This window comes from Paenibacillus sp. LK1, assembly GCF_002750415.1.
Lineage (GTDB): Bacteria > Bacillota > Bacilli > Paenibacillales > Paenibacillaceae > Paenibacillus > Paenibacillus taichungensis.
Genome location: NZ_PEII01000003.1, coordinates 474769 through 495245, shown reverse-complemented (window position 1 = coordinate 495245; position 20477 = coordinate 474769). Strand labels below are relative to the sequence as shown.

The window sequence follows — 20477 nt, the reverse complement described above, 5'->3', positions numbered from 1 at the left end:
CTTATAAGAGAGCTTGCTTGATTCAACATGTAGGCAAATTGCTTAATTAAGAAAATGATAAGAAGTTACCCACTTCTTAATTAAGAAATATTCGGTATTCTTAACCTCAATCGAAAAGATGAACTGCAAAATTGAGGAGGCTACCGAATATGAGATTATTATTACGTACAGTCAGATTGAGCTACATATATATTTGCGGAGCAAGCGCGTTACTTAGCGCAGCGCTCCTATTTGTCGTTTATCACATGTTACGTTTTGCCCATCATCATATCCTATCGGAGACAACAGGAATAACTCGCATTATGTACTGGGTGATAAACCATATCGGTACAACGCCATTGGTTATATTCATCGGTGGTGGTATGTTTGCATTGTTTTTTTGGATTCGATCCCAGAAGATTGCAGATGACCTCAAGGTGATTGGTCGTGGAACTCATGAACTGGCCCATGGCCGAATTCCAGCACAGATTGAAGTGTTAAACGGAGGAGAGCTGCGGCAGATTGCCACGGATCTGAATGACGTTGCGATACGTATACAATCGGAGCGCTTAAACAGTTCAGACCAGGAGTGGATAGATCGAGAGCCGAGAGACGAAGAATGGTTCAGTTCTGGTATGTATATGTATGGCGAAGAAAGTAGCCGACAACAAATAGCGTCAGAAAGTGAGAGAAGTCATAAGCAACGTATACAAGCAGATTGGGTTGGATTACAATCTGGTCGCATAAATGCAGATCTGCCGATGAAACTTACTCTCTACGGTGTTCGTTCCTCGCTTGAAACGATCGTGGAAGGACGCTGCCGGGATGAAGCGGAGATTCAGCACTGGGTCAGGCTAGCGTATGAGCAGACGTTAAGGCTGGAGCTTGCTCTGGATTCTATGGAAATGAAGCAACAGGAACATTCAGGCTCCAATCCACATGTATTTAGGGAGCCTGAATGTTGAGATCCAGCATAAGGCGCGGAATTTATCATATATTTGATGCCTCTGTAGTAATCGTTATTTTGCTTGCGGTCGGCTATATCTATCTAGTTACTTACGGCGAAGGTGTCCTTCGCAATCATCCTGAGGCCATTTTGGTGGCCTCTTCCACGATCATTACCAATGCGGATGGAACAGAAATTTCAAGATTACAAGTACAAACCAAGGGATATGCGCTGCATGCTGATTTAAAGGATATGCCCGATCTGTTAAAGCAGGCGTTTCTGGCTACGGAAGATCGACGTTTCTATAACCACGATGGCCTGGATTTTATCGGCATTGGCAGGGCGGTTGTGCAGGATGTTTTACATATGAACCTGAGTCAAGGAGGCAGCTCGATTACACAGCAACTGGCCAGAAATCTGTATTTGAACGGAGATAAAACGCTGGTTCGCAAGGTGAATGAAATGTCGATTGCCATGGCGATGGAAAAGAGATTTAGCAAGGATGAGCTATTAGAGCTATATTTGAATCATATTTATATGGGACGCCAGCAATATGGCGTTAAAGCCGCGGCTTGGCGATACTTCGGGATTAAGGATCTACATCAGCTGGAGATCTGGCAAATGGCTACGCTGGCCGGCATTCCGAAGGGACCTTCTATATACAATCCGGTGGATCGGGAAGACCTGTCCAAAGAGAGGCGTTCTGTGGTTCTTGGTATCATGCATGAGCAAGGAATTATTACTAAAAAACAGATGGAGGAAGCGCGAAATGTGGACTATACACCGCTCAATTCTACAGTTGAATCGACTCCAGGCTCAACAGCGCCTGCTTACGTGTCTGCCTTGGATGCGGTAATTGAGGAGGCTTCTCGTCTCACAGGTAAGAGTGGAGCAGAGATTCAATCCGCAGGCTGGACCATTCGTACGGGATTGGATGATCAGGCGCAGCTGGCGATGGAGCAAACATTCCGTGAATCTTCACGGTTCACCGATGATCGTGAGGATGAGCAAGTGCAGGCGAGTATGATCATACTGGACCAGCATAACGGTGAAGTCAAAGCGATGATGGGTGGGAGAGACCCTGTAAAAGGAGGCATTAACCGGGCAACGACGGATGCAAGGCAACCTGGTTCTGCATTTAAGCCTATTATTGCATACGGACCTGCATTGGAATCAGGGCGGTTTAAGCCAGAGAGCATGCTGCCTGATCAACGCATGAAATATGGGAGTTATCAACCAAGCAACTTGGGCGGGCGTTACAGAGGTACAGTTACGATGTCGCAAGCCATTGAAAACTCCATTAATGCTCCGGCTGTATGGCTGATGCATGAGACAGGACTGGGACGCGCACATCAATTTGCAGATCGATTGGGCATTGAACTGGGCAAGGAGGATCTTAATCTGTCGATTGCCCTAGGTGGCTTGCATAAAGGGGTGTCTCCACTAAAAATGGCCCAGGCATATTCCGTGTTTGCCAATAACGGCAAGTTCAATACGGCGCATCTAATTCGTGAAATTAAGGATTCATGCGGTCGGACAATCTATGTTTTTAAGCCAGAGAACAAGCAGGTGATCTCCACCAGCACGGCAACGGCGATGACCGGTATGCTTCAAGATGTGGTCAGTCAAGGAACAGGTAGCAGGGCACAATTGAGTCAGCATAAGGTAGCGGGGAAGACAGGAACAACGCAGGCTGCATTACCTGGTGTAAGCAAGGAGGCGAACAGGGATCTGTGGTTTGTAGGATATACGAGCAAGTGGACGGCCGCAGTCTGGATGGGATTTGATCGTACAGATGCAGAGCATTATATGAGATCCGGAAGTGGTGTGGCGGCGGATTTATTTGCGTCGGTGATGAAGCGTGCTTTGCCATAAAAGAGAAGGGTTTACCGTACACCAATGGACAAGGAGTGTCCAACAGACATGGGGAGTTCTTTTTATGGATCGTACAGTTATCGAACAAATGGATACAATGATGAAAACAAAACGCTGCATATTAGATGATAACGGATCAACATTGGCTGGAAATATAGAAGACCCGTGAAGGACAGCGTTTACCCTGTCTCTAACGGGTCTTTATCGTTTAGTTTAGTGATAATATATTCATCTACTGTGTTAGGATTTTGCTCGCAATGATTCAGGTATACGACGAATCATCTGGTTCAACACCTCGGACAATACAAGTCCGATCGCGATGGCACCTGATAACATGAGCGCTTTGGCAGCCATCTCCATGGCAGCGCCGTAGTCATTTTGCACAAAATTACGCATCGCATTATACGCCAGTCCACCGGGAACGAGCGGAATGATACCTGCTACGCTGAAGATTATGACGGGTGCGCGAAACATGCGGGAGAACAGCTGGCTGATGACACCTACCGCGATGGTCGCTGCAAGAGTAGCAGGAACAGCATCCGCAGCATATTCGAGCACAATATAGATGATCCAGCCGATCATACCGACAAATCCACCGTGAAGCAGCATGCGCCGAGGAGCGTTGAAAATAATACCAAATGCGGCCGAGGCGACAAAGCTGGTCAGGGCCTGTTCAATAAAATGAAGCATAACCTGCAACTCCTCCATCTTACGTAAAAAGTGAAAAAACAACAGCAATGCCGGTACCAATCGCAAAAGCCGTCAGAAACGCCTCGGCTCCCTTGGATAACCCGGACACGAGATGCCCGGCCATCAGGTCACGCACCGCATTGGTAATCAGCAGTCCCGGTACCAAGGGCATGACTGAGCCAATAATGATTTTGTCCCGTTCATGACCCGCGTCCATATAGACAAGCAAAAAGGCGAGCAGACCGATGACAAATGAAGCGGTCAGTTCGGCAAAAAACTTCACCAGTACTAATCGATGGAAGGCAATGACTGCTGCATAGCCAATACCACCGCAGAGAACGGCAGGGAGAAAGTCGACCCAGCCTCCACCAAACATAATGGTAAAGCAACCACTGGATAACGCCGCCGCTGTAAGCCGCACAACTGCAGAATAGGAGGAGGGCTGTCCCTCAATCTGTTGTAACAATGCATAGGCGTCTTCAACGGACAATTCACCTTGTCCAATACGCCGGGAAACGGCATTCACTTCGGATACCTTATGTAAATCCGTGGTTCGTTCAGAGATCCGTATCAGCTTGGCAGGCTCGGTTGCATCAACCGAGAAGAAGATACCTGTGGGCACAACATAACTGTGCGAATGGGGAAGGCCCAGCGCGGCAGCCATGCGTTTCATCGTATCTTCCACACGATAGGTCTCACCGCCACTTTGCAGCATGATCTTGCCTGCCAATAGACAGATTGCAATCACGCGGGATTGTTCAGTATGATTTGTCCCAACCAGCTCCGTCTCAGACTGAGGCACGGGTGGAGGATCATGAGGGATATATTCCAACCGGATCAAGCTCCGTTCATATGAGATAAGGCTTGGTGCCGACACCATTGTATCATATTTCACACGTTAGCAAGGAAACATACCGCACGAATTACAGGAAGTCATCCAGGTTGCAGAGATTAATGCATGCATTCACACCAAATTGATAACCGATCACTCCAAAAACCCAAAAAAGGCTTCGCTCCCAGGGCCGGATGGTCAAAGGGAGAGAAGCTTCTTGGATTAGGCTCGATCGAAACAAAAAACAACTACATCAACAGGGTAATGACCAACAGCTCATACAGCACGAGTGGCAAAATAGTTGGTCCAAACAAGGCGCGTGGCTCGGGATATCCATGCATCGGCGTAACCTGGAGATACAATATTCCCCGATCTGCGCTGATAATGACACCTTCCCATACTTGGCCATCGATATTCTGGACTTGCACCTTCTTGCCTACATGCTGCCGGGCTGTATGATGAAGCATATTCCGCACACTTTGCACGGATTGGAGCATTGGTTGATTGGCTTGGTATACGACCCGTGCGGATGGTGTGGACGTGGATTCAGACATGATGCACAACCCTTCCTCAAAATCATTTCTTACTTCAAGGTATGCATCTGCCTACAAAAGGTGATCACACAAATGCCATCTCAAGGCTCCCGCGTCCATTTTCATAAGCCACTTTGCCCAGTGCTCCATTCACAAAAGTTAACTGTGGCGGGATGTGGCCAAGATCCACATCATACAGTACGGGAACATCCATATCTCCGAGAGCCGAAGACAGGGCATCGATGAAGTTGAAATCTCCTGTATCGGAATAACCAGCAGGTCGGCCGAACATGAAGCCTTTTACGCCTGCAAACCAGCCTGCCTGTCTCATCTGCCACAGATGACGGTAGATATCACCCGCATTCATCTCACAGCTTTCCAGATACCAGATTGTTCCTTCTTCTGCACAATACTGATCAAGATACGCTTCAACAGGTGCATACGGCGTGCCAATAAGACTGGAGATCGTATCCATGCAGCCGCCGATCAACCGACCTGAGAATGTAACCTGCGAGTCTGCTCCTTCGGGTTGCCCAAGCTGTTTCCAGCGAGAAGGAGTATCCAGATTGAATGTCGACAAATCCGGTTTCCATTCCGATTGATAGTGAGTGGAAGAAGATTGAGTAACCTGCCCTCCCTGGCTAGTTTGTAATACATCAATCCAGCGGGCTGTCACCGGATCGAGTTCATTGGATCTTAGATCCACATAGTTCGTACCATGTGCCGAAGCCGTTCCGGTGATCAGGGTATATGCGAATAAAAAGGTGCTGATATCCGAATATCCCATAACCCATTTGGGAGGCAAGGTTTTCAAAGCTTCCCAATCGAGTAGGGGCAGAATATCCATAAGGAACTCTCCACCCCACGGAGGAATAATAGCCTGAATCTCAGGGTCGCGGAAAAATGCATTGATCTCGGCAGCGCGATCTTCCTTGGAGGAACTTACACATTTGGCGTTATGCCGTAGAAATGGGCTCTCCTGAACACCAAAACCAAGGCGCTCCATGTTGTGCCTGCTCTCTTCAAGGTAATGATGCAAGGATTCACTTACACCGCTGGATGGTGCAGCCACGCCAATGGTATTTCCCGGAGCGAGTGGCTGCGGGTAACGGATTGAACGCTTATTCATTGTGAAAACACCCTTTCTTGGGAACATATCGATTTAATGAATGTTTCCATTATAAAGAATAATTGCGTTTATACCAGCATGCTTCTGAAAAAGATTAAGGGTTCACCGGGATTTCCATTGAAAATGGTGATTTAAATTTCATTGGATAGGTGGCAATATGCATCTTTATTTCTCCTTTCATCTTAGCCCCATTTTGAATAGTAGAAGAGATAATTGTATGTCTTTCATCTGTTCCATCTCCACTGCTCCAATTGGAGCCTGGAATCTGATATGATTTACCCTCTTTGTCCATAACATCTCCGAAAGCTAGAATGAATTTGCCTTCCATACTACCGTCTACAGAGAAATGGATAACCAAATCTTTGCCGACGACCTTGCTTCCAAGCATCTTCAATCCAGATGGACCACCTGTAATCTTGTGTGATTTCAGATCAACGACGATATCCAGTTCATTTTTATTCAGCCCCGAGAATCCAGAACCTTGTAAAGTCAGCTTTTTCGGAATGGAGAAGTACATGCTTTCAAAGTAAATGGATCGTTCATCCTCACCTGTCGTGGTATCTGTTCTCCATGCGCGGCCCTTTTCATCCACCAATTGAAGATCATCCAGTCCAAAGATCTTCTTTGTATTTTTTGGATCGAATTTTACATCAAGCACAAAACGAGTTGGATAAAGGGTAGCCTGTTTAACATCAATACGCTGCCCATCTACCATTAGCGTTTGATTCACCGGGATGATTTTTTTCATACCTTTCGTTAAATCAGTGTCTACTGGGAAAGTAACTTTCCACTCTTTAGAACTCCCTTTATGTCTGGATTTAAATACAACACTCAGTTCTTCGGGGGGCGAAACGTCGCCAGTAAAGATAACATCGATATAATTTTCATAGACATTCTCGTCTGAAGTCGGTTTAGGAGATGAATAACTAAATCCAACAGGAAGATTCTTACCATGCTCATCAAGCAAATCGAAATCATATCCACCTTTGTCCAGATCTTTCATGCCTTTCATCGTGTAAAAAATAACCATGCGTGACTCATCTGTAATGATGCTGTCCACGGTCATCGAAGCTCCGTCATGCTCATCGGTCACACCTACCTTCTGCAAGAGGGACTGATCGATGGCCATCATTAACCCCTTATCCTGGCGAATCATACTGACGATGCCCTCCATGCCTGGCAGTTGCTCCACAAAGGATGCAAAGGCGGGGGAGACGCGAATACATCCCGTAAACACGAGGATGATTGCGGCTGCCGATATGGAGCTCATAACCCAGCGCAGCCGGGACTTGCGCTTACGCGCAGCCTGACGGATTCCAGCCTGTACAGCCTGATATGCTGCGGCATCCGGTACAGACATGGCGTCGTATTCTGTTTTACGATCATTCAGACGCTGCTCAAGGGCTTCAAATGACTTCATTTCATCGCTCATAATGTTACATCTCCTTTCGTTTCAAGCTGGTTCCGAAGTTGGCCGAGTGCCCGGTGCAGTCGGGATTTTACGGTTCCGGCCGGGATTTCGAGAATATCAGCGACTTCTGTTAAGGAGAAACCTTCGAAATAACTTAGAATAATAATCTGTTTGCAATCCCGATTCAGCGCAGAGACGGCTGCGGCCAGATCAGGGTCTGCGGGCCGGTCCCAGCTGCTGGGTTCATGAATTTCAGTAACGTGGCTGAACCGGCTCTTGCGTTTGCGTTCGTCCGCACAGTAGTTCAGCAGAATGCGGATCAGCCAAGTGGCGAAATAGGAGGGTTCTTTTAATTTCTTGAGCTTTCGATAAGCTCTATAGGTGGATTCCTGTATCGCTTCCAGCGCATCGCCCTCGTTGTGCAGATAGGCATAGGCGATCCGATACAGTCGGCTCTGATGCATCTCCATTAAGGCTGCAAAAGCCTCGGCATCCCCTTTTTGTGCGGCGATGGTCAGTTGAGCAGGGGTCACATGGCTCCTCCTTTCATGGATGTTGTTGCGTATTAGACCGTGCAAAGGGCCAAACGGTTCTTGATTTTGGAAAAAAAAGTTATGTATACACTTACCGAAGACTACCAAAAAGAAGGAAATTGCGAAGAAACTGAAAACAACCGCCAAGCTCCCCCTTATGTTAGAGAGAGGAGTTCGGCGGCTGTTATCTTCATATGACTTGTCTAACCGTAGTGAGGTTAGTTTCTCTCGATTTCAATCTTCAGAATAAAGATGGAGTTTTTTCGCAGCTTCCAGACCAGGCACCGCGAAACTAGCGAGCGGCGATGGCAGATCATCCAGCGGGAACCAACCGATCTCACCAATCGCTCCGCCTTCTTCGCGGTTACGAGCAATACCGCCGATAACTCGAGTTGAGTAGAGGACGGAAATCCAATGTTCCTGTTGTTCAGGTCGGATCGTCTCTGCCGTGCAGAGCAGCTTGTCGATGACAATATCCAGATCGACTTCTTCCTTGATCTCCCGAATGACCGTCGTTTCAATGGATTCGTACGGGTCGACTTTGCCCCCAGGGATACTCCAGGTGTACTGTTCAGGCTGCCGATTCCGCCAAACCAAAAGGACTTCATTACGTTCGTTGAGGATGACCGCTCCGACACCAATCCGAGGTTGGACAGGAGAGTTCTCAGTACCTTTGGCGTTAAGTAAGGACAACGCAGATCCTTCGGCAGCGACCAATCGTGAGTCTGAGTGATCTTCCGTCTGTTTAGCTCCTTGGGTATGAGTGGACTGAAACGCGAGCGGAAGTTGGGTCTGAGATGACCATTCTTCTGCAAGAATACTCATCGAGATCAGATCATAATGCGTGCCATCCCGTAAAACGGCAGAACGCTGGCGGCCTTCCTCACGAAATCCTGCTTTCAGATAGGCGCGTCGGGCAGTCTCATTGTATTCAATTACTTCCAGCGCAATTCTGTTCAGATTCAATTCATGGAATCCATAACGAATAATCAGGGCGAGAGCATCACTGCCGTATCCTTTGCCTCTATCTTTGTCATCACCAATACCAATGGCCAGGCGTGCAGAGCGGTTATTCCACTCAATTCGGTAGAGGGCCGTGAATCCGATGAACCGATTGTCCTCGAGAGTACGCAGTGCAAATTCAAAGCCGTTGTCTCTACGAACTGCGGATGACCCCGTCTCATCCGGCGTTAGCGGAACAGCAATATCGGTATCCAGATTACGCAAGTAATCATAACTGTCAGTAAAGCGGGAGAGCCGCATGCAGTCTTCTGGGCAAGGAGCGGCTAGCCGGACTTTGGAGCCCTGAAAAGCATTTAGATGATGTGGAGCCATGTTGCACCTCTTTTATTGGATATGAAATCATACATTTTATCTCATTATACTACGAAACAGAGAGGATACCGAAAAAGGGCACAAGCGGGGAGCATATCCTCCTGATTTGGGAAAAGAAAAGCGACGCTAAATGCGGTTAATATAGATCCATATAATTCAACATAGATCCTCTGGATATTTCCGAATATAGACAAAACAAAAAGCAGCCAAAGGGCTGCTCAACCATTCATTATTTCATATCCTGCAACAGGTTTTTCATTTTCTTGTAGTGCCCGCTGACCCGATCAACCATGTAGTTATACATAAGCTGATTCTCCGAAAGGTTCGCCATTTCCTTGTCAATATCAACGTTATTGTTGTTATTATTCATGGAGGTTTCGTTGTTCTCGACAATCCAGTAGTTTACGATGGAGTCATTGGGATTACTGACCGGAAAGTGTTTTTCATGAGTCCGCTTCATATCGAGCTGATCTGTTTTGCCATTCTCAATGATACGTCTGAGCTCTTCCTCAAACTCCACCGATTTCTTTTTGTAATTGGGTGTGTCTGCATTGGCAATATTTTCAGTGGTAACCTTGTGCTGCGCGTTCAGCGCTTGTAACAGAGATTCATTGCGTCTGGAAGTGTTCGTTTCAATCAACGGCTCAGTCTCCTTCAATGGAAATGCAATTGCTTTCATCATAAAAAAATGAGCTGCTGCCTGTCAAGTTAGGCAAAAGAAAAGGACAAGCGCATGCCGGAGGTTTCCATTACGAAATCCTGCTTCATGACATCTTATCCTTGTCCCAGTCCGTATGAATCAGTCCTCACGAATCAGCTATGAAGAAGGACGATTGATGTTTTTGCCATAATAAATCTCATCCATCTCCAGCTTCAACCACTCCGTAATTTCCTGTTGCTCGGCCTTGCTCAGTTTATCTTTGGTATAACCAAAGAGATAGTTATCAAGATCGAATTCTTTTAGTTTACACTTGGTGTGAAAAATATTCTCCTGATAGACGTTCACGTCAATCATGTCGAAGCTGCTCTTGATCTCATCCGGAATGTAATTCTGGATCGAGCCGATCTCATGATCAATGAACAGCTTGCGTCCACTCGTATCCCGTGTAAAACCACGTACCCGGTAGTCCATCGTCATGATATCCGTATCGAACGAGTGGATTAGATAGTTCAGTGCCTTTAGTGGTGAGATTTCACCACAGGTAGAGACGTCAATATCTGCCCGGAACGTACTGATGCCTTCGCTCGGGTGGAATTCGGGATACGTATGAACGGTAATATGGCTTTTGTCGAGCTGCATGACAACATTATCGGGTAGGGGGCCTGGAGATTCATCGAAGGATTCTTCGGGGATCTCCACAATGGGGCCTTCCGACACAAGCATCGTCACACTTGCACCCTGGGGAACATAGTCCTGTTGGGCGACATTCAGCACATGGGCACCGATAATGTCAGACACGTTATTCAGGATTTTGCTCAGCCGGGCCGCATTATATTGTTCATCAATATATTCAATGTAAGCTTCGCGTTCATCTTTGGTTTTCGTATAACAAATATCGTACATATTGAAACTCAGCGACTTGGTCAGGTTGTTGAATCCATGCAGTTGAATGCGCTGCTCTGGCGTTAATGTCATGGTTGCAGTTCCCCTTTGTCCCATACGACATGGTAATCGCAGTTTTACTACTACTTATACCCAACCTGCCGCCAAAAAAAACATATGTACTTCATTCTTTGCTACTCCAGTCGTGCACAGATCAGAATGAAGGATCTTCGTAATCCCCGACATCGTTCATCCGTTCATCTTCGGCGACCGATTGAATATCCTCCGAGGTAATGCTGATGATCGTATAATCTTCATTCTGCTGTTTTTTGACCGCTTTTTCCTTTATAAAACGGGGACTGCCATCCCCGGCATCTTCATCATACACGAGCAGAAGACCGTCGCTTTTGCGCAGCAGTAAGTCGTCTCGCGCAGTAAACTGCCAAGGGCCGATATACGGCTGACGACTAATCGCACCATAATAGTCCACACCTTGAAGAATGGAGCGATAATACTCCTGTTTGTCTTCCTTCCATTGTTCCTCGGGATTCTGAAAAGCGGTAATGATCGACAGCTTCAGATCCGGGAATGTCTTCTTCAGCTCAAGCACCACTTCACAGGCCCACAGGTCTACACCGTATTGGCCTGGTGTCAGCACCCACTCCAGCCCGTCTTCGACCAGAGGTGTAAGACGGGAGGAGATCGCCTTTTTGATGAAAGGAATTCCCTCATGCTTCTGTCCAAAAATCTGTAGTTCATGTGCACGATAACCGGTAATTAACACGTTTTTCAGCATCGGTTCCTCCTTTCAGGCGTGGTCAGGCCATCGGCCAGTTCCGGCACCGTGGCATGTCCAGTATCGGCTGAAGTCACTGAGTCAGCGATGCCTGTTCTTTGAATCATCCCGTTAGTTCGCTGATGGAGCATCCGTACGGAATGGATAGAGGAACTGTTTTGGAATATCCGTCTCAAATCTCATCAGCTCACCCGACGTTGGATGGATGAACGAGAGTACCCGTGCATGCAGTCCGAGGCGACCCAGTGTTTTGGTATGAGCACCATATTTTTTGTCGCCTGCGATGGGATGGCCCAGATCTTCCATATGCACACGAATCTGGTTTTTGCGTCCCGTTTCCAGACGGACTTCCAGCAGGGAGAATTCACGGTTCGATTTTAGACGTTTGTAGTGTGTAATGGCATGTTGTCCATCATTCGGGCGAGAGCTGGAATACATTTTGAGCGTCTTGGTTTCTTTCAGCCAAGAGGAAATAGTGCCTTCTTCTTTTGCAACGGCGCCTTCCACAAGGGCAACATACACACGTTCCTGTACATTTTCTTTCCAATTGTCCTGCAGCTTCTGCTGCACTTCTTCACTCTTCGCGAACATCATGACACCCGAAGTGTCGCGGTCCAGACGATGGACAATAAATATCCGGTTCAGGGCGTCGGTACGGCGAACATGCTCGGTCAGCTGGCGATAAGCGGTAAGATCATCACTCTTGTCAGCGGCAATGGATAACAGTCCAGCTTCCTTGCGAATGACAATGATATCATTGTCTTCATGCAAAATGTTAATGCCCGTCAGGGAAGGAGCGGCAACAGCGCCTTCTTTGCTGATCGTTACGATCTGCCCCGGCGTCAGCTCCAGATTAAACTTGGTCACCACTTTCTGATCAACGGATACCTGTCCGCGACCCAGAATCGATTTGACGGCGTTCCGGCCGGACTTCAAATGTTTCAGCAAGAAGTTAAGCAGCTCATCCGGTTCGGTAACCTTGTACGGGCGTGGTGGTTCTTGCTTGCGATAATAGGAATTGCCCGAACGTTTGGCTGCTTTGGGTTTGGGTGCTCCGGCTTTCTTGGGAGCCGCGGAGGATTTGGATGCTACAGGCTTATTCGCCGCTCCTGTATTGCGTGATGTGGATGGTCCTGACGATTTGGCAGAAGTAAAAGTGGACCGACCGGACCGTGCTGTGGACGAACCTGCGGATGTTTTTCCCTTGGCCGATGTATTGCCTGTTGGGCGTTTACGTTTATTCATAAATAGTAATCTCCTTCTGAACAGCCTGTACCGCTTGTGTGCATACGATCCGTTCATTTCGTTATGCAGTCCAATATACCATTAACCAGGGGCAAATAAAAATAGGTGGAGACAATCTGTTACCCATCCAATCCAAAGAGAGTCGAGATTCATAGAATAACGTATCCCATAGCATTGGAGGTGTTACTCATGGGTGTGTTTCTCGATATGAGAACTTCGATGAACTCGGGAACCGTAGGACAGCCCGGTTTGTCTCTAGGCCCATCGCCAGAAGCGTTTGGCTCCATTGGTCTGCAGACCCTTGGTGTGCCCAATCCCATTATCACCTTGAATGGCACGGTTGGCGTTACCGGAGAAGTGGGGGATACGTTTGTTGTTGAGCTTGTACGGGGCAGCGTTTACGATCCGTTCTATGTGATCTATCGCGCCGAAGGCACGGTAGGTCAGAACGGTGGCGCTGAATTTCATTCATTCACTGCACAGGATCTTTCCGCACCGCCTGCACTGGAAAGTGTATATACTTCGTTTATTTCCGGCGTGTCCACATCGGTACGGACTGGCCCCGAGGTGTTCCATGGCATTGCAGCCACCAATTGGTTCCTATGAACAAAAGGTTCAGCAGGAAGAGTGTTTAAGTAAGCATCTGATGATTAGCAGAACAAAATCCCGGCTCCAAGGAGTCCGGGATTTTTGTTGTAGTATCTACTTTTACAGACTAGTTAGCGCGGCCTTTCAAAATAATGTTGTTGGCTTTGCCGAAGTCGATGGCGACTTTGCCTGCAAGTGCCGCTGTTCGTTCCGCAAGAACAACCGCGTTCACGCCACAGGAGAAAAGAGCTACATCGAAGGTATCCTGATTCGTTTGAATCCATTGCAGCGTTTCCTGCATCTGATCCCAGCTGTCGAACGGCAGCGCAGTTGTGATATCCAGATGGTAGGGCTCCTGAACGAGCATGACTCGCAGCTGCTCAATCTCGCGGGTAACGAGCAGCACCCGCTTGCCGGCAAGCATATTCCAGAAGCGGGGCACCTGCGCGAGTTCCCGATTGACACAGGCATGGCAAGTTAGTGCCGGAGCGATGCCGAAATGTGCGAACACCGTATCGGTCAGCTGTCTTTTGAGATGCTCCGGCGCTTTGATGGTACTGTCCCCGTGAGGAAGAATACCTACGATATCTGCCCTTTGCAAGGAAGCGGCAACCTCGTCCCGAAGCTGCAGATTGGGCAGACGCAGTCCTTTTTGTCCCAGATTAGCTTTGATAGCCCATCGTTCCTGCAAAACCTGTTCCGTACTCCAGACCGTTTCCTGAGACATGACGATATTTTCCCCATCGCCCACACGGACCAGAGAGAAGGGACGCTTATCCCTCACGGCGGCTTCGAGTTGATCCAGCACACCATCCATTTCAAGATAGATTGGACTCATAGTGGTATAAGGCCTCCTTTGAAAATTCAATTGCTCTATTCTATGTTGCGGCTTCGGCAACGTTTTGTGCGTTCGACCCGCAGGGCGCATCTTCGGTTATATATCAATCTACTTTCGGGACCGGAAAGTGTTGATGGGCTTATGTAAAAGCTGATTTATACAAAAACCCGTGCAAGTGTCCGGACCAGTTCTATTATTTTTTCATACGTTATAGAGTCGGCTGGATTGGAGAGAGCTTCTGTATAGCAGTTTCGGGCTGACGGAGGCATTTTTTGCGTGGAAAGGGCTGTAAAAACTATGAAAATAGTCTGACTGAATTGAAAGAAGTTCAACAAAAGATGAGGAGGAAGGGCATGTCCAGAAAAGTGGTTATTGAGATTAACTTCAACAATTACGGAATGGACCCACAGCGCTTGACAAGAGAGTGGCTGGAGCGACGAATGAGCATTTTTCGTACTTTCACTCTTCATTGTCTTAAGGCGCAGACCAATCAGGATTTTCTGACGGTGGTGAAGCTTTCCAAGGAATCGGGGGAATTGATGCAAGACATTTTAGCTGAACAGGAGCCGCTGCCTTCCAATATCCGTTTTGGAACAACCATAGAAAGTGTGCGGGCCATCTTGGCTTTTGCAGAAGGGGTGGAGGAGATCTACATGGCGCGTCTGGATTCGGATGATCTATATCACAGGACCTTTGTTCAGCAGCTCTATGACGTGCAGCCGCAGCCCGGAACGATAGCACTCATCAACCAGAATGGATACTTGTGGGACAGTGTGAATCATGAGATGGCTCCAGCATTTCACCGTTCCCCGCAGTTCTATGTTTACCTGTATAAAACGGCTGAGTACGCTGCGGGATACCGGGTGAAGCTGCCGGGCCGGGGAACACATGGCAATGTCATTGAGCTGCCGCATGAACTGCTGGCTCCGCGCAATTATGTAAATATAGTGCATTCCAACAATACATCCATCAAAAAAGTACCACCGAAAGACCGATTGAGCCGGGAAGAGATGGCTGCGGTATTACGCGAATTCATGATTTGAACAAGGAGGGATTCATCATGATTAAAGGACAAACAATTTTGATCACCGGAGGCACGGGCTCCTGGGGGCAGAAGCTGACCGAGATACTGCTGGAACAGAATCCAGCCGAGATTCGGATTCTCTCGCGTAATGAGTACGCCCAGATAACGATGCAGCGGGATTTCGGTCATGATGCACGTTTGCGTTTTGTCATCGGAGATATTCGCGACTATCGGGCAGTGGAGGAAGCCTGTCGCGGGGTGGATGTACTCTTCCATCTGGCTGCACTGAAGCATGTTCCGGTATGCGAGGATCAGCCGGATGAAGCGTTCAAGACCAACGTCATCGGCACGCAGAACATTATTCGCGCTGCGATTCGCATGCAGGTTGCCAAGGTCATTGACGTCTCCACTGACAAAGCGGTAGATCCGATTAACGTTTACGGCATGACCAAGGCTTTGGGGGAAAAGATGATGATTCGTGCTAATGGGTTGAGCGAGTCCACCCGTTTTGTATGTATTCGCGGAGGCAATGTACTCGGGACCAGCGGCAGTGTTGTTCCATTGTTCCGTCGTCAGATTGATGAAGGCAAGAGCCTGACCATTACGGACAAAGGCATGACCCGCTTTTTCCTGACGCGGACGGAGGCCATTCATTTGTTGCTGAAGGCGGCTGAGGCAGCGGTGGGCGGCGAGACTTTTGTGATGAAAATGAAGGCCTGCAAAATGACGGATCTGGCTTCGGTCATGCTGGAGCAGGCAGGTCGTCCGGCTCACGACTATAAGGTAACCGGGATTCGACCGGGCGAAAAATTACATGAAGTACTCATTTCTCCATTCGAGGCACCACGTACCTACAAGGTTGACGAACAATATTATGTGATTTTGCCACAGGAACCGGACAAGCGCCTGACAGATCCGTATAGTGGGCTGCCTCGCGTGACGTTTTCCGAGTATCGTTCAGACAGCGCAATGATGAACCGTTCCGCTATTGCCCAGTTTTTACGTGCAGGCGGCTTTATTCATTAATAGAAGGGAGGCGGACCGTTTGGAGGTGGAAGGAATGGTAGAGAGCAGCAAGCATGAAGGAAATAAGGAAACACAGGAACGTACTACGCTTCAAAACCTAAACAACCGCTCCCTCAAAGCCGCCGTCATTGGTCTTGGGTATGTCGGGTTACCGATGGCGGTGGAGATGGCGCAGGCTGGGTATCAGGTGCAAGGAATTGACATCGATGGGGCGAAGGTGGCTAAACTGCGTGCCGGGAAATCGTACGTAATCGGCATTGAGGATAAGGTTGTGCAATCCCTTGCGCAGGCTGGATTATTGATGGCGGGGACTGATTTCGCAGCGGTGGGTCAGGCGGATGTAATTGTTATTTGTGTGCCTACGCCTTTGACTGCGGAGCACCAGCCGGACATTTCATTTATCGCTGCAGCAGTGGATGGCATAACGCCTTATCTTCAGGAGGGCTGCCTTGTTATATTGGAAAGTACTACGTATCCCGGCACCACCGAGGAGCGTGTGAAGCACCCGATCGAAGCTGCAAAAGGGTGGAAAGTAGGACAGCAGTTCCATGTCTGTTATTCACCAGAACGAGTAGATCCCGGAAGTGTGCATTACGGGGTGAAAAATACACCGAAGATCATTGGCGGCTCCACGCCGTCCTGTCTATCTTATGGAAAGGCATTCTACGGTTCGTTCCTGAACGAAATCGTTCCCGTTAGTTCAACGACGGTGGCGGAGACGGCAAAGTTGTTCGAAAACACGTTTCGCAGCGTGAACATCGCGCTCGTGAATGAACTGACACCTGCCTGTGAGCAAATGGGCGTAAACATCTGGGAGGTGCTGGACGCTGCAGCAACCAAGCCGTTCGGTTATATGCCGTTCTATCCGGGCCCGGGCATTGGTGGACACTGCATTCCAATTGACCCGATCTATCTGTCCTGGGCCGCAGGCCGTCAGGGATCAGAGCTGCAATTCATTTCGCTTGCGGATGCGACCAATCGGCAAATGCCGGAAAGAGTGGTGAAACGTGCTGCCGAGTTGCTCGAACAGAAAGGTTCATCGATGCAAGGGGCCCAAATTGTATTGGCGGGTATGGCGTACAAAAAAGATATCGACGACTTGCGTGAATCGCCAGCGCTGGATGTCTATAGACTGCTTAGTGAAGCAGGGGCAGATGTGGTTTTCACCGATCCTATGGTGCCTGTGTTCCGCAAGGATGATGGTACGGTTGCCCAGGCTCAATTAGCATCACCAGCATTGTGGGCGGGGGCGGATCTGGTCATCATTACGACGGATCATACGGGCTTCGACTATCAGGAGATGGCGGATCATGCCAAGCTCATCTTCGACACACGCAATGCGACAGCCGGATGTGTAGGTGGAAACATAGTGGTGCTTGGACAGCCGATCCGACCGGAAGTAAACGTGGTGCAGGACGCCAAGAAAGAACATGAAATACAAATTCACGAGAACATGCGAGTGCCTCGGACGAAGGATGGGGAAAAGCGGGGACACACCGATCCTATCCAGTCAGACAGTAAGGCCAATGTTAAATCACACATTGAACCGTCCATCGAACCAACCAACGAACACTCGCACGAAAATTCTGGAGGCAGCCATGGCGAATCATGACCGGGTCAACGAGCGTTATTATGGCGAGATCAATTCGGAAGAATCGCACGAAGCCACACGTACACGTGTGCACTGGATGTGCCGGGAAGCAACAGGCAAGCGAATTCTGGATATTGGATGCAGCCAGGGAGTCACGTCCATTTTGCTGGCGCGGGAAGGCTTTCGGGTGACCGGGATTGATCTGGAAGAAGAGAGTATACGATACGCCCGCGAGGAACTGGCGAAGGAGTCCAGACCCGTGCGGAACAATGTGGATTTTCGCCTGCTGGACATTACACAATGGAAAGCCAGAACCACCTTTGATACAGTACTGCTGGGCGAAGTGCTGGAGCATTTTGCCCATCCGGAGACGTTATTGCTGCAAATTCACCGACTGCTGCAGGAGGAGGGAACCCTGGTTGTGACCGTGCCATATGGTTATCATCCCTTTTACGATCACAAGCAGACGTTCTATGCCGGGAATCTGGCGATGTGCTTGCTGCCGTATTTTGAAGTATTGAAGCTGGAAGTTCATCATAAATATCTATGTTGTGTGGCACGCAAAAGACGGAAAACGCAGCTGTATATGTCACCAACCCTGAACCAACTGACGGAATGGATGGAGCTGGATCACGTACATTTTGCCGCTGTGGAGAAGAATCACCTTCGTCTGATGAATCTACGCAAGAAAGCGTTGGATAATGCGGTTGAACAGGTTAAACGTCTGCGACGTCAGGAGAACGGAGAAGGGTAACAGATAAGATTGAGAAGAAAAAAAGACCGCAATACGGGTAAGACAGGAAGGGGCTTAAACCGTGATCACCATCAGTCTGTGTATGATTGTGAAGAACGAACAACGCACGCTTGCGCGCTGTCTCGACTCGGTCGCCGGCATCGCGGACGAGATCGTGATTGTAGATACCGGTTCATCCGATCGTACCATGGAGATCGCTGCGCAATATACCGACCGGGTCTACACGTATGAGTGGAAAGATGATTTCGCCGCAGCGCGGAATTATTCATTCGACCAGGCCACACAGGAATATATCCTGTGGCTGGATGCAGATGATGTGCTGTTGCCTGCGGAACGGGCGAAACTGGAAAGGTTGAAGCAGCAGCTGCCGTCAGGCGGTGAGACGGCTGCTGTGATCTTGAGCTATACGCTGGCCGAGGGGCCGGAGGGAAGTCCGCTCGTGACGGACCGACGGTTACGCCTCGTTAAGCGAGAGGCGGGGTGCCGCTGGCATGGCCGGCTGCACGAGCAGTTAGGCTTCCCGCGGAGCGGTGTCATTACGGCAGACATTGCCGTCACGCACCGCCGCGAAGCGGGCCATCATTCGGCGCGAAACGTGCGCATTCTGCGCAAATGGATCGCCGAAGAGGGCGCAGCCCAGGGACGCCTGCTGTTCTATTATGCAGGCGAATGTTACGACCGCAAGCGTTATGCGGCGGCGGCTCGGGCGTACGTAAAGCTGCTGCTGGAGCCGAGCGGCTATCGCGAGGATCGGCTCATCGCCTGCGCACGGCTGGCGGAATGTTATGAGCGGCTGGGCGAGCCGGGGCGGAAACTGGGCGCGCTGCTGCAATCATTTCAATTCGACCTGCCGCATGCCGACTTCTGCTGCGCCATCGCTGCCTGCTTCCAGGAAAGGCAGGAGATTGTGTCTGCCATCTACTGGTATATGCAAGCGCTTGATGTCAGCAGCCGGGATCCGGGTCTGCGTCCCGTGCCTACGGCATGCCGCACTTGGCTGCCTCACGCACGGCTCTCCCTTTGTTACGCTCACGTGGGAAACTGGGAGCACGCGCTTCTGCATAACAGCAAAGCAAGGGAGTATCTGCCGTATGACCCCAGTCTGATTGCCAATCGGCAGAAGATTGAAGCGATGGTGAGTAAGGGGAACAGTGGGCCGGAAGAGAAAGAGAAAGAGAAAGAGTAGTGTTGATCTGTTCGAGAGGTGGAATAAGAGCAGCCCCGCTTGCCATGAGAGTCGGCGAGCGGGGCTGCTTATTTGTGGTTTTATTTTTCTGGTGCTAGGCAGCGAACGTACTGGTCCTTCATACGCAGGCTTTGGCATGCCCAGCCCCGGCCGTCATAGATTTCATCATCGATGTTTAGCGTAATGCTTTCATCTACATACTCATTCCAGTTTTCGATCCGGAGTGTATTTTCATCTTCCCATTCCAGATGGTTATGTCCGTGGTATCCAGCGCGGTATATGGCCTTTACATTGGAATCATCAAGGGCATTCGTTTTCTTCACCTCAACCCAGATTGTGACTCCACCTGCCGCTCCACCATAAGGTACGCCGTAAATCTCGGCGATATATTCTCCGTTCCGTGATGGCATGGAGTAGCTCAGGTCACCTTGTTCGGATCGATCAAACGTGGAGAAGTAAGGGCGAAGCGTGAAGTAAAGGTATACGGCGGAGAACAGAACAAAAATCAATATCGAAAATGCGGTGAATATCGGGTGTCGGCGTATCCATGATTTTGATGGTGAGATGTTTGAAGAGTCACTAGCATGTGCATGTTGTTTCATAATACGTTCAACCTCCTTTAG

At 49.0% G+C, this 20477-nt stretch carries 21 protein-coding genes and 1 pseudogene; 8 read left to right on the top strand and 14 right to left on the bottom strand.

Translation table 11 applies throughout. The features are described from left to right. The first annotated feature begins 149 nt into the window (after positions 1-149). Together CS562_RS09430 and CS562_RS09425 are read left to right on the top strand one after the other, a co-directional pair. Positions 150-944: a hypothetical protein gene (locus CS562_RS09430; protein ID WP_099855212.1), complete on the top strand. Its 795-nt coding sequence runs from the start codon at positions 150-152 to the stop codon at positions 942-944. After that, positions 941-2800 (top strand): transglycosylase domain-containing protein, encoded by a 1860-nt coding sequence (locus CS562_RS09425; protein ID WP_373561702.1) that lies wholly within the window; start codon positions 941-943, stop codon positions 2798-2800. The genes CS562_RS09430 and CS562_RS09425 overlap by 4 nt, the downstream gene beginning before the upstream one ends. A 240-nt stretch (positions 2801-3040) precedes the next feature. On the opposite strand, the gene CS562_RS09420 is transcribed toward CS562_RS09425, so the two are convergent. The 12 genes and pseudogenes from CS562_RS09420 to CS562_RS09370 form a co-directional block, all read right to left on the bottom strand. Beyond that, positions 3041-3490 carry a threonine/serine exporter family protein gene (locus CS562_RS09420; RefSeq protein WP_063564353.1) on the bottom strand — a complete coding sequence of 150 codons (450 nt, stop codon included), beginning with the start codon at positions 3488-3490 and terminating at the stop codon, positions 3041-3043. Positions 3491-3509: 19 nt separating this feature from the next. Further along, positions 3510-4205: a threonine/serine exporter family protein gene (locus tag CS562_RS09415; protein WP_373561709.1), complete on the bottom strand. Its 696-nt coding sequence runs from the start codon at positions 4203-4205 to the stop codon at positions 3510-3512. A gap of 365 nt (positions 4206-4570) precedes the next feature. Next, positions 4571-4876 (bottom strand): hypothetical protein, encoded by a 306-nt coding sequence (locus CS562_RS09410; RefSeq protein ID WP_076291774.1) that lies wholly within the window; start codon positions 4874-4876, stop codon positions 4571-4573. 64 nt (positions 4877-4940) lie between these two features. Beyond that, positions 4941-5984 (bottom strand): S66 family peptidase, encoded by a 1044-nt coding sequence (locus CS562_RS09405; RefSeq protein ID WP_099855206.1) that lies wholly within the window; start codon positions 5982-5984, stop codon positions 4941-4943. A gap of 94 nt (positions 5985-6078) precedes the next feature. After that, entirely contained in the window at positions 6079-7416 is a 1338-nt protein-coding gene (locus tag CS562_RS09400; RefSeq protein ID WP_099855204.1) for a DUF4179 domain-containing protein, read from the bottom strand. Then, a complete protein-coding gene (locus CS562_RS09395) occupies positions 7413-7928 on the bottom strand; it encodes a sigma-70 family RNA polymerase sigma factor (protein WP_076291777.1) in 516 nt (171 codons plus the stop codon). The genes CS562_RS09400 and CS562_RS09395 overlap by 4 nt, the downstream gene beginning before the upstream one ends. A gap of 234 nt (positions 7929-8162) precedes the next feature. Next, positions 8163-8570, bottom strand: coding sequence for an NUDIX domain-containing protein (locus tag CS562_RS33185; RefSeq protein ID WP_256716933.1), 408 nt, complete (start codon positions 8568-8570; stop codon positions 8163-8165). 201 nt (positions 8571-8771) lie between these two features. Then, positions 8772-9263, bottom strand: a pseudogene (locus CS562_RS33400) (GNAT family N-acetyltransferase); the annotation flags it as partial. Between the two features lie 229 nt (positions 9264-9492). After that, positions 9493-9903 (bottom strand): flagellar basal body rod protein FlgB, encoded by a 411-nt coding sequence (flgB, locus tag CS562_RS09385; protein WP_076291820.1) that lies wholly within the window; start codon positions 9901-9903, stop codon positions 9493-9495. A gap of 177 nt (positions 9904-10080) precedes the next feature. Beyond that, positions 10081-10899 carry an adenosylmethionine decarboxylase gene (gene speD / locus CS562_RS09380; protein WP_063564347.1) on the bottom strand — a complete coding sequence of 273 codons (819 nt, stop codon included), beginning with the start codon at positions 10897-10899 and terminating at the stop codon, positions 10081-10083. Positions 10900-11020: 121 nt separating this feature from the next. Continuing rightward, a complete protein-coding gene (locus CS562_RS09375; protein WP_179087229.1) occupies positions 11021-11602 on the bottom strand; it encodes an SLOG family protein in 582 nt (193 codons plus the stop codon). A gap of 111 nt (positions 11603-11713) precedes the next feature. Then, positions 11714-12847, bottom strand: a complete 1134-nt coding sequence (locus CS562_RS09370) for an RluA family pseudouridine synthase (protein ID WP_076291778.1) — start codon at positions 12845-12847, stop codon at positions 11714-11716. A 189-nt stretch (positions 12848-13036) separates the two neighbouring features. Here CS562_RS09370 and CS562_RS09365 point away from each other — a divergent pair, with 189 nt between their 5' ends. Beyond that, entirely contained in the window at positions 13037-13453 is a 417-nt protein-coding gene (locus tag CS562_RS09365) for a hypothetical protein (protein ID WP_076291779.1), read from the top strand. Between the two features lie 109 nt (positions 13454-13562). On the opposite strand, the gene CS562_RS09360 is transcribed toward CS562_RS09365, so the two are convergent. Continuing rightward, positions 13563-14273, bottom strand: coding sequence for a GT-D fold domain-containing glycosyltransferase (locus CS562_RS09360; RefSeq protein WP_076291780.1), 711 nt, complete (start codon positions 14271-14273; stop codon positions 13563-13565). 353 nt (positions 14274-14626) lie between these two features. Here CS562_RS09360 and CS562_RS09355 point away from each other — a divergent pair, with 353 nt between their 5' ends. The 5 genes from CS562_RS09355 (at position 14627) to CS562_RS09335 (ending at position 19854) form a co-directional block, all read left to right on the top strand. Then, the gene (locus tag CS562_RS09355) at positions 14627-15316 is read left to right on the top strand and encodes a glycosyltransferase (protein ID WP_076291781.1); all 690 of its coding nucleotides are present in this window, start codon (positions 14627-14629) and stop codon (positions 15314-15316) included. A 17-nt stretch (positions 15317-15333) separates the two neighbouring features. Further along, positions 15334-16323 carry a polysaccharide biosynthesis protein gene (locus CS562_RS09350; protein WP_099855202.1) on the top strand — a complete coding sequence of 330 codons (990 nt, stop codon included), beginning with the start codon at positions 15334-15336 and terminating at the stop codon, positions 16321-16323. Positions 16324-16348: 25 nt separating this feature from the next. Then, the gene (locus tag CS562_RS09345; RefSeq protein ID WP_256716934.1) at positions 16349-17935 is read left to right on the top strand and encodes a nucleotide sugar dehydrogenase; all 1587 of its coding nucleotides are present in this window, start codon (positions 16349-16351) and stop codon (positions 17933-17935) included. After that, positions 17922-18668 carry a class I SAM-dependent methyltransferase gene (locus CS562_RS09340; protein WP_099855200.1) on the top strand — a complete coding sequence of 249 codons (747 nt, stop codon included), beginning with the start codon at positions 17922-17924 and terminating at the stop codon, positions 18666-18668. Before CS562_RS09345 ends, CS562_RS09340 begins: the two co-directional genes overlap by 14 nt. 61 nt (positions 18669-18729) lie before the next feature. Beyond that, entirely contained in the window at positions 18730-19854 is a 1125-nt protein-coding gene (locus CS562_RS09335) for a glycosyltransferase family 2 protein (RefSeq protein ID WP_257219434.1), read from the top strand. Positions 19855-19934: 80 nt separating this feature from the next. Here the strand turns inward: CS562_RS09335 and CS562_RS09330 are convergent, their stop codons facing one another. Beyond that, a complete protein-coding gene (locus CS562_RS09330; RefSeq protein ID WP_099855198.1) occupies positions 19935-20456 on the bottom strand; it encodes a DUF5412 family protein in 522 nt (173 codons plus the stop codon). Positions 20457-20477: the final 21 nt, after the last annotated feature.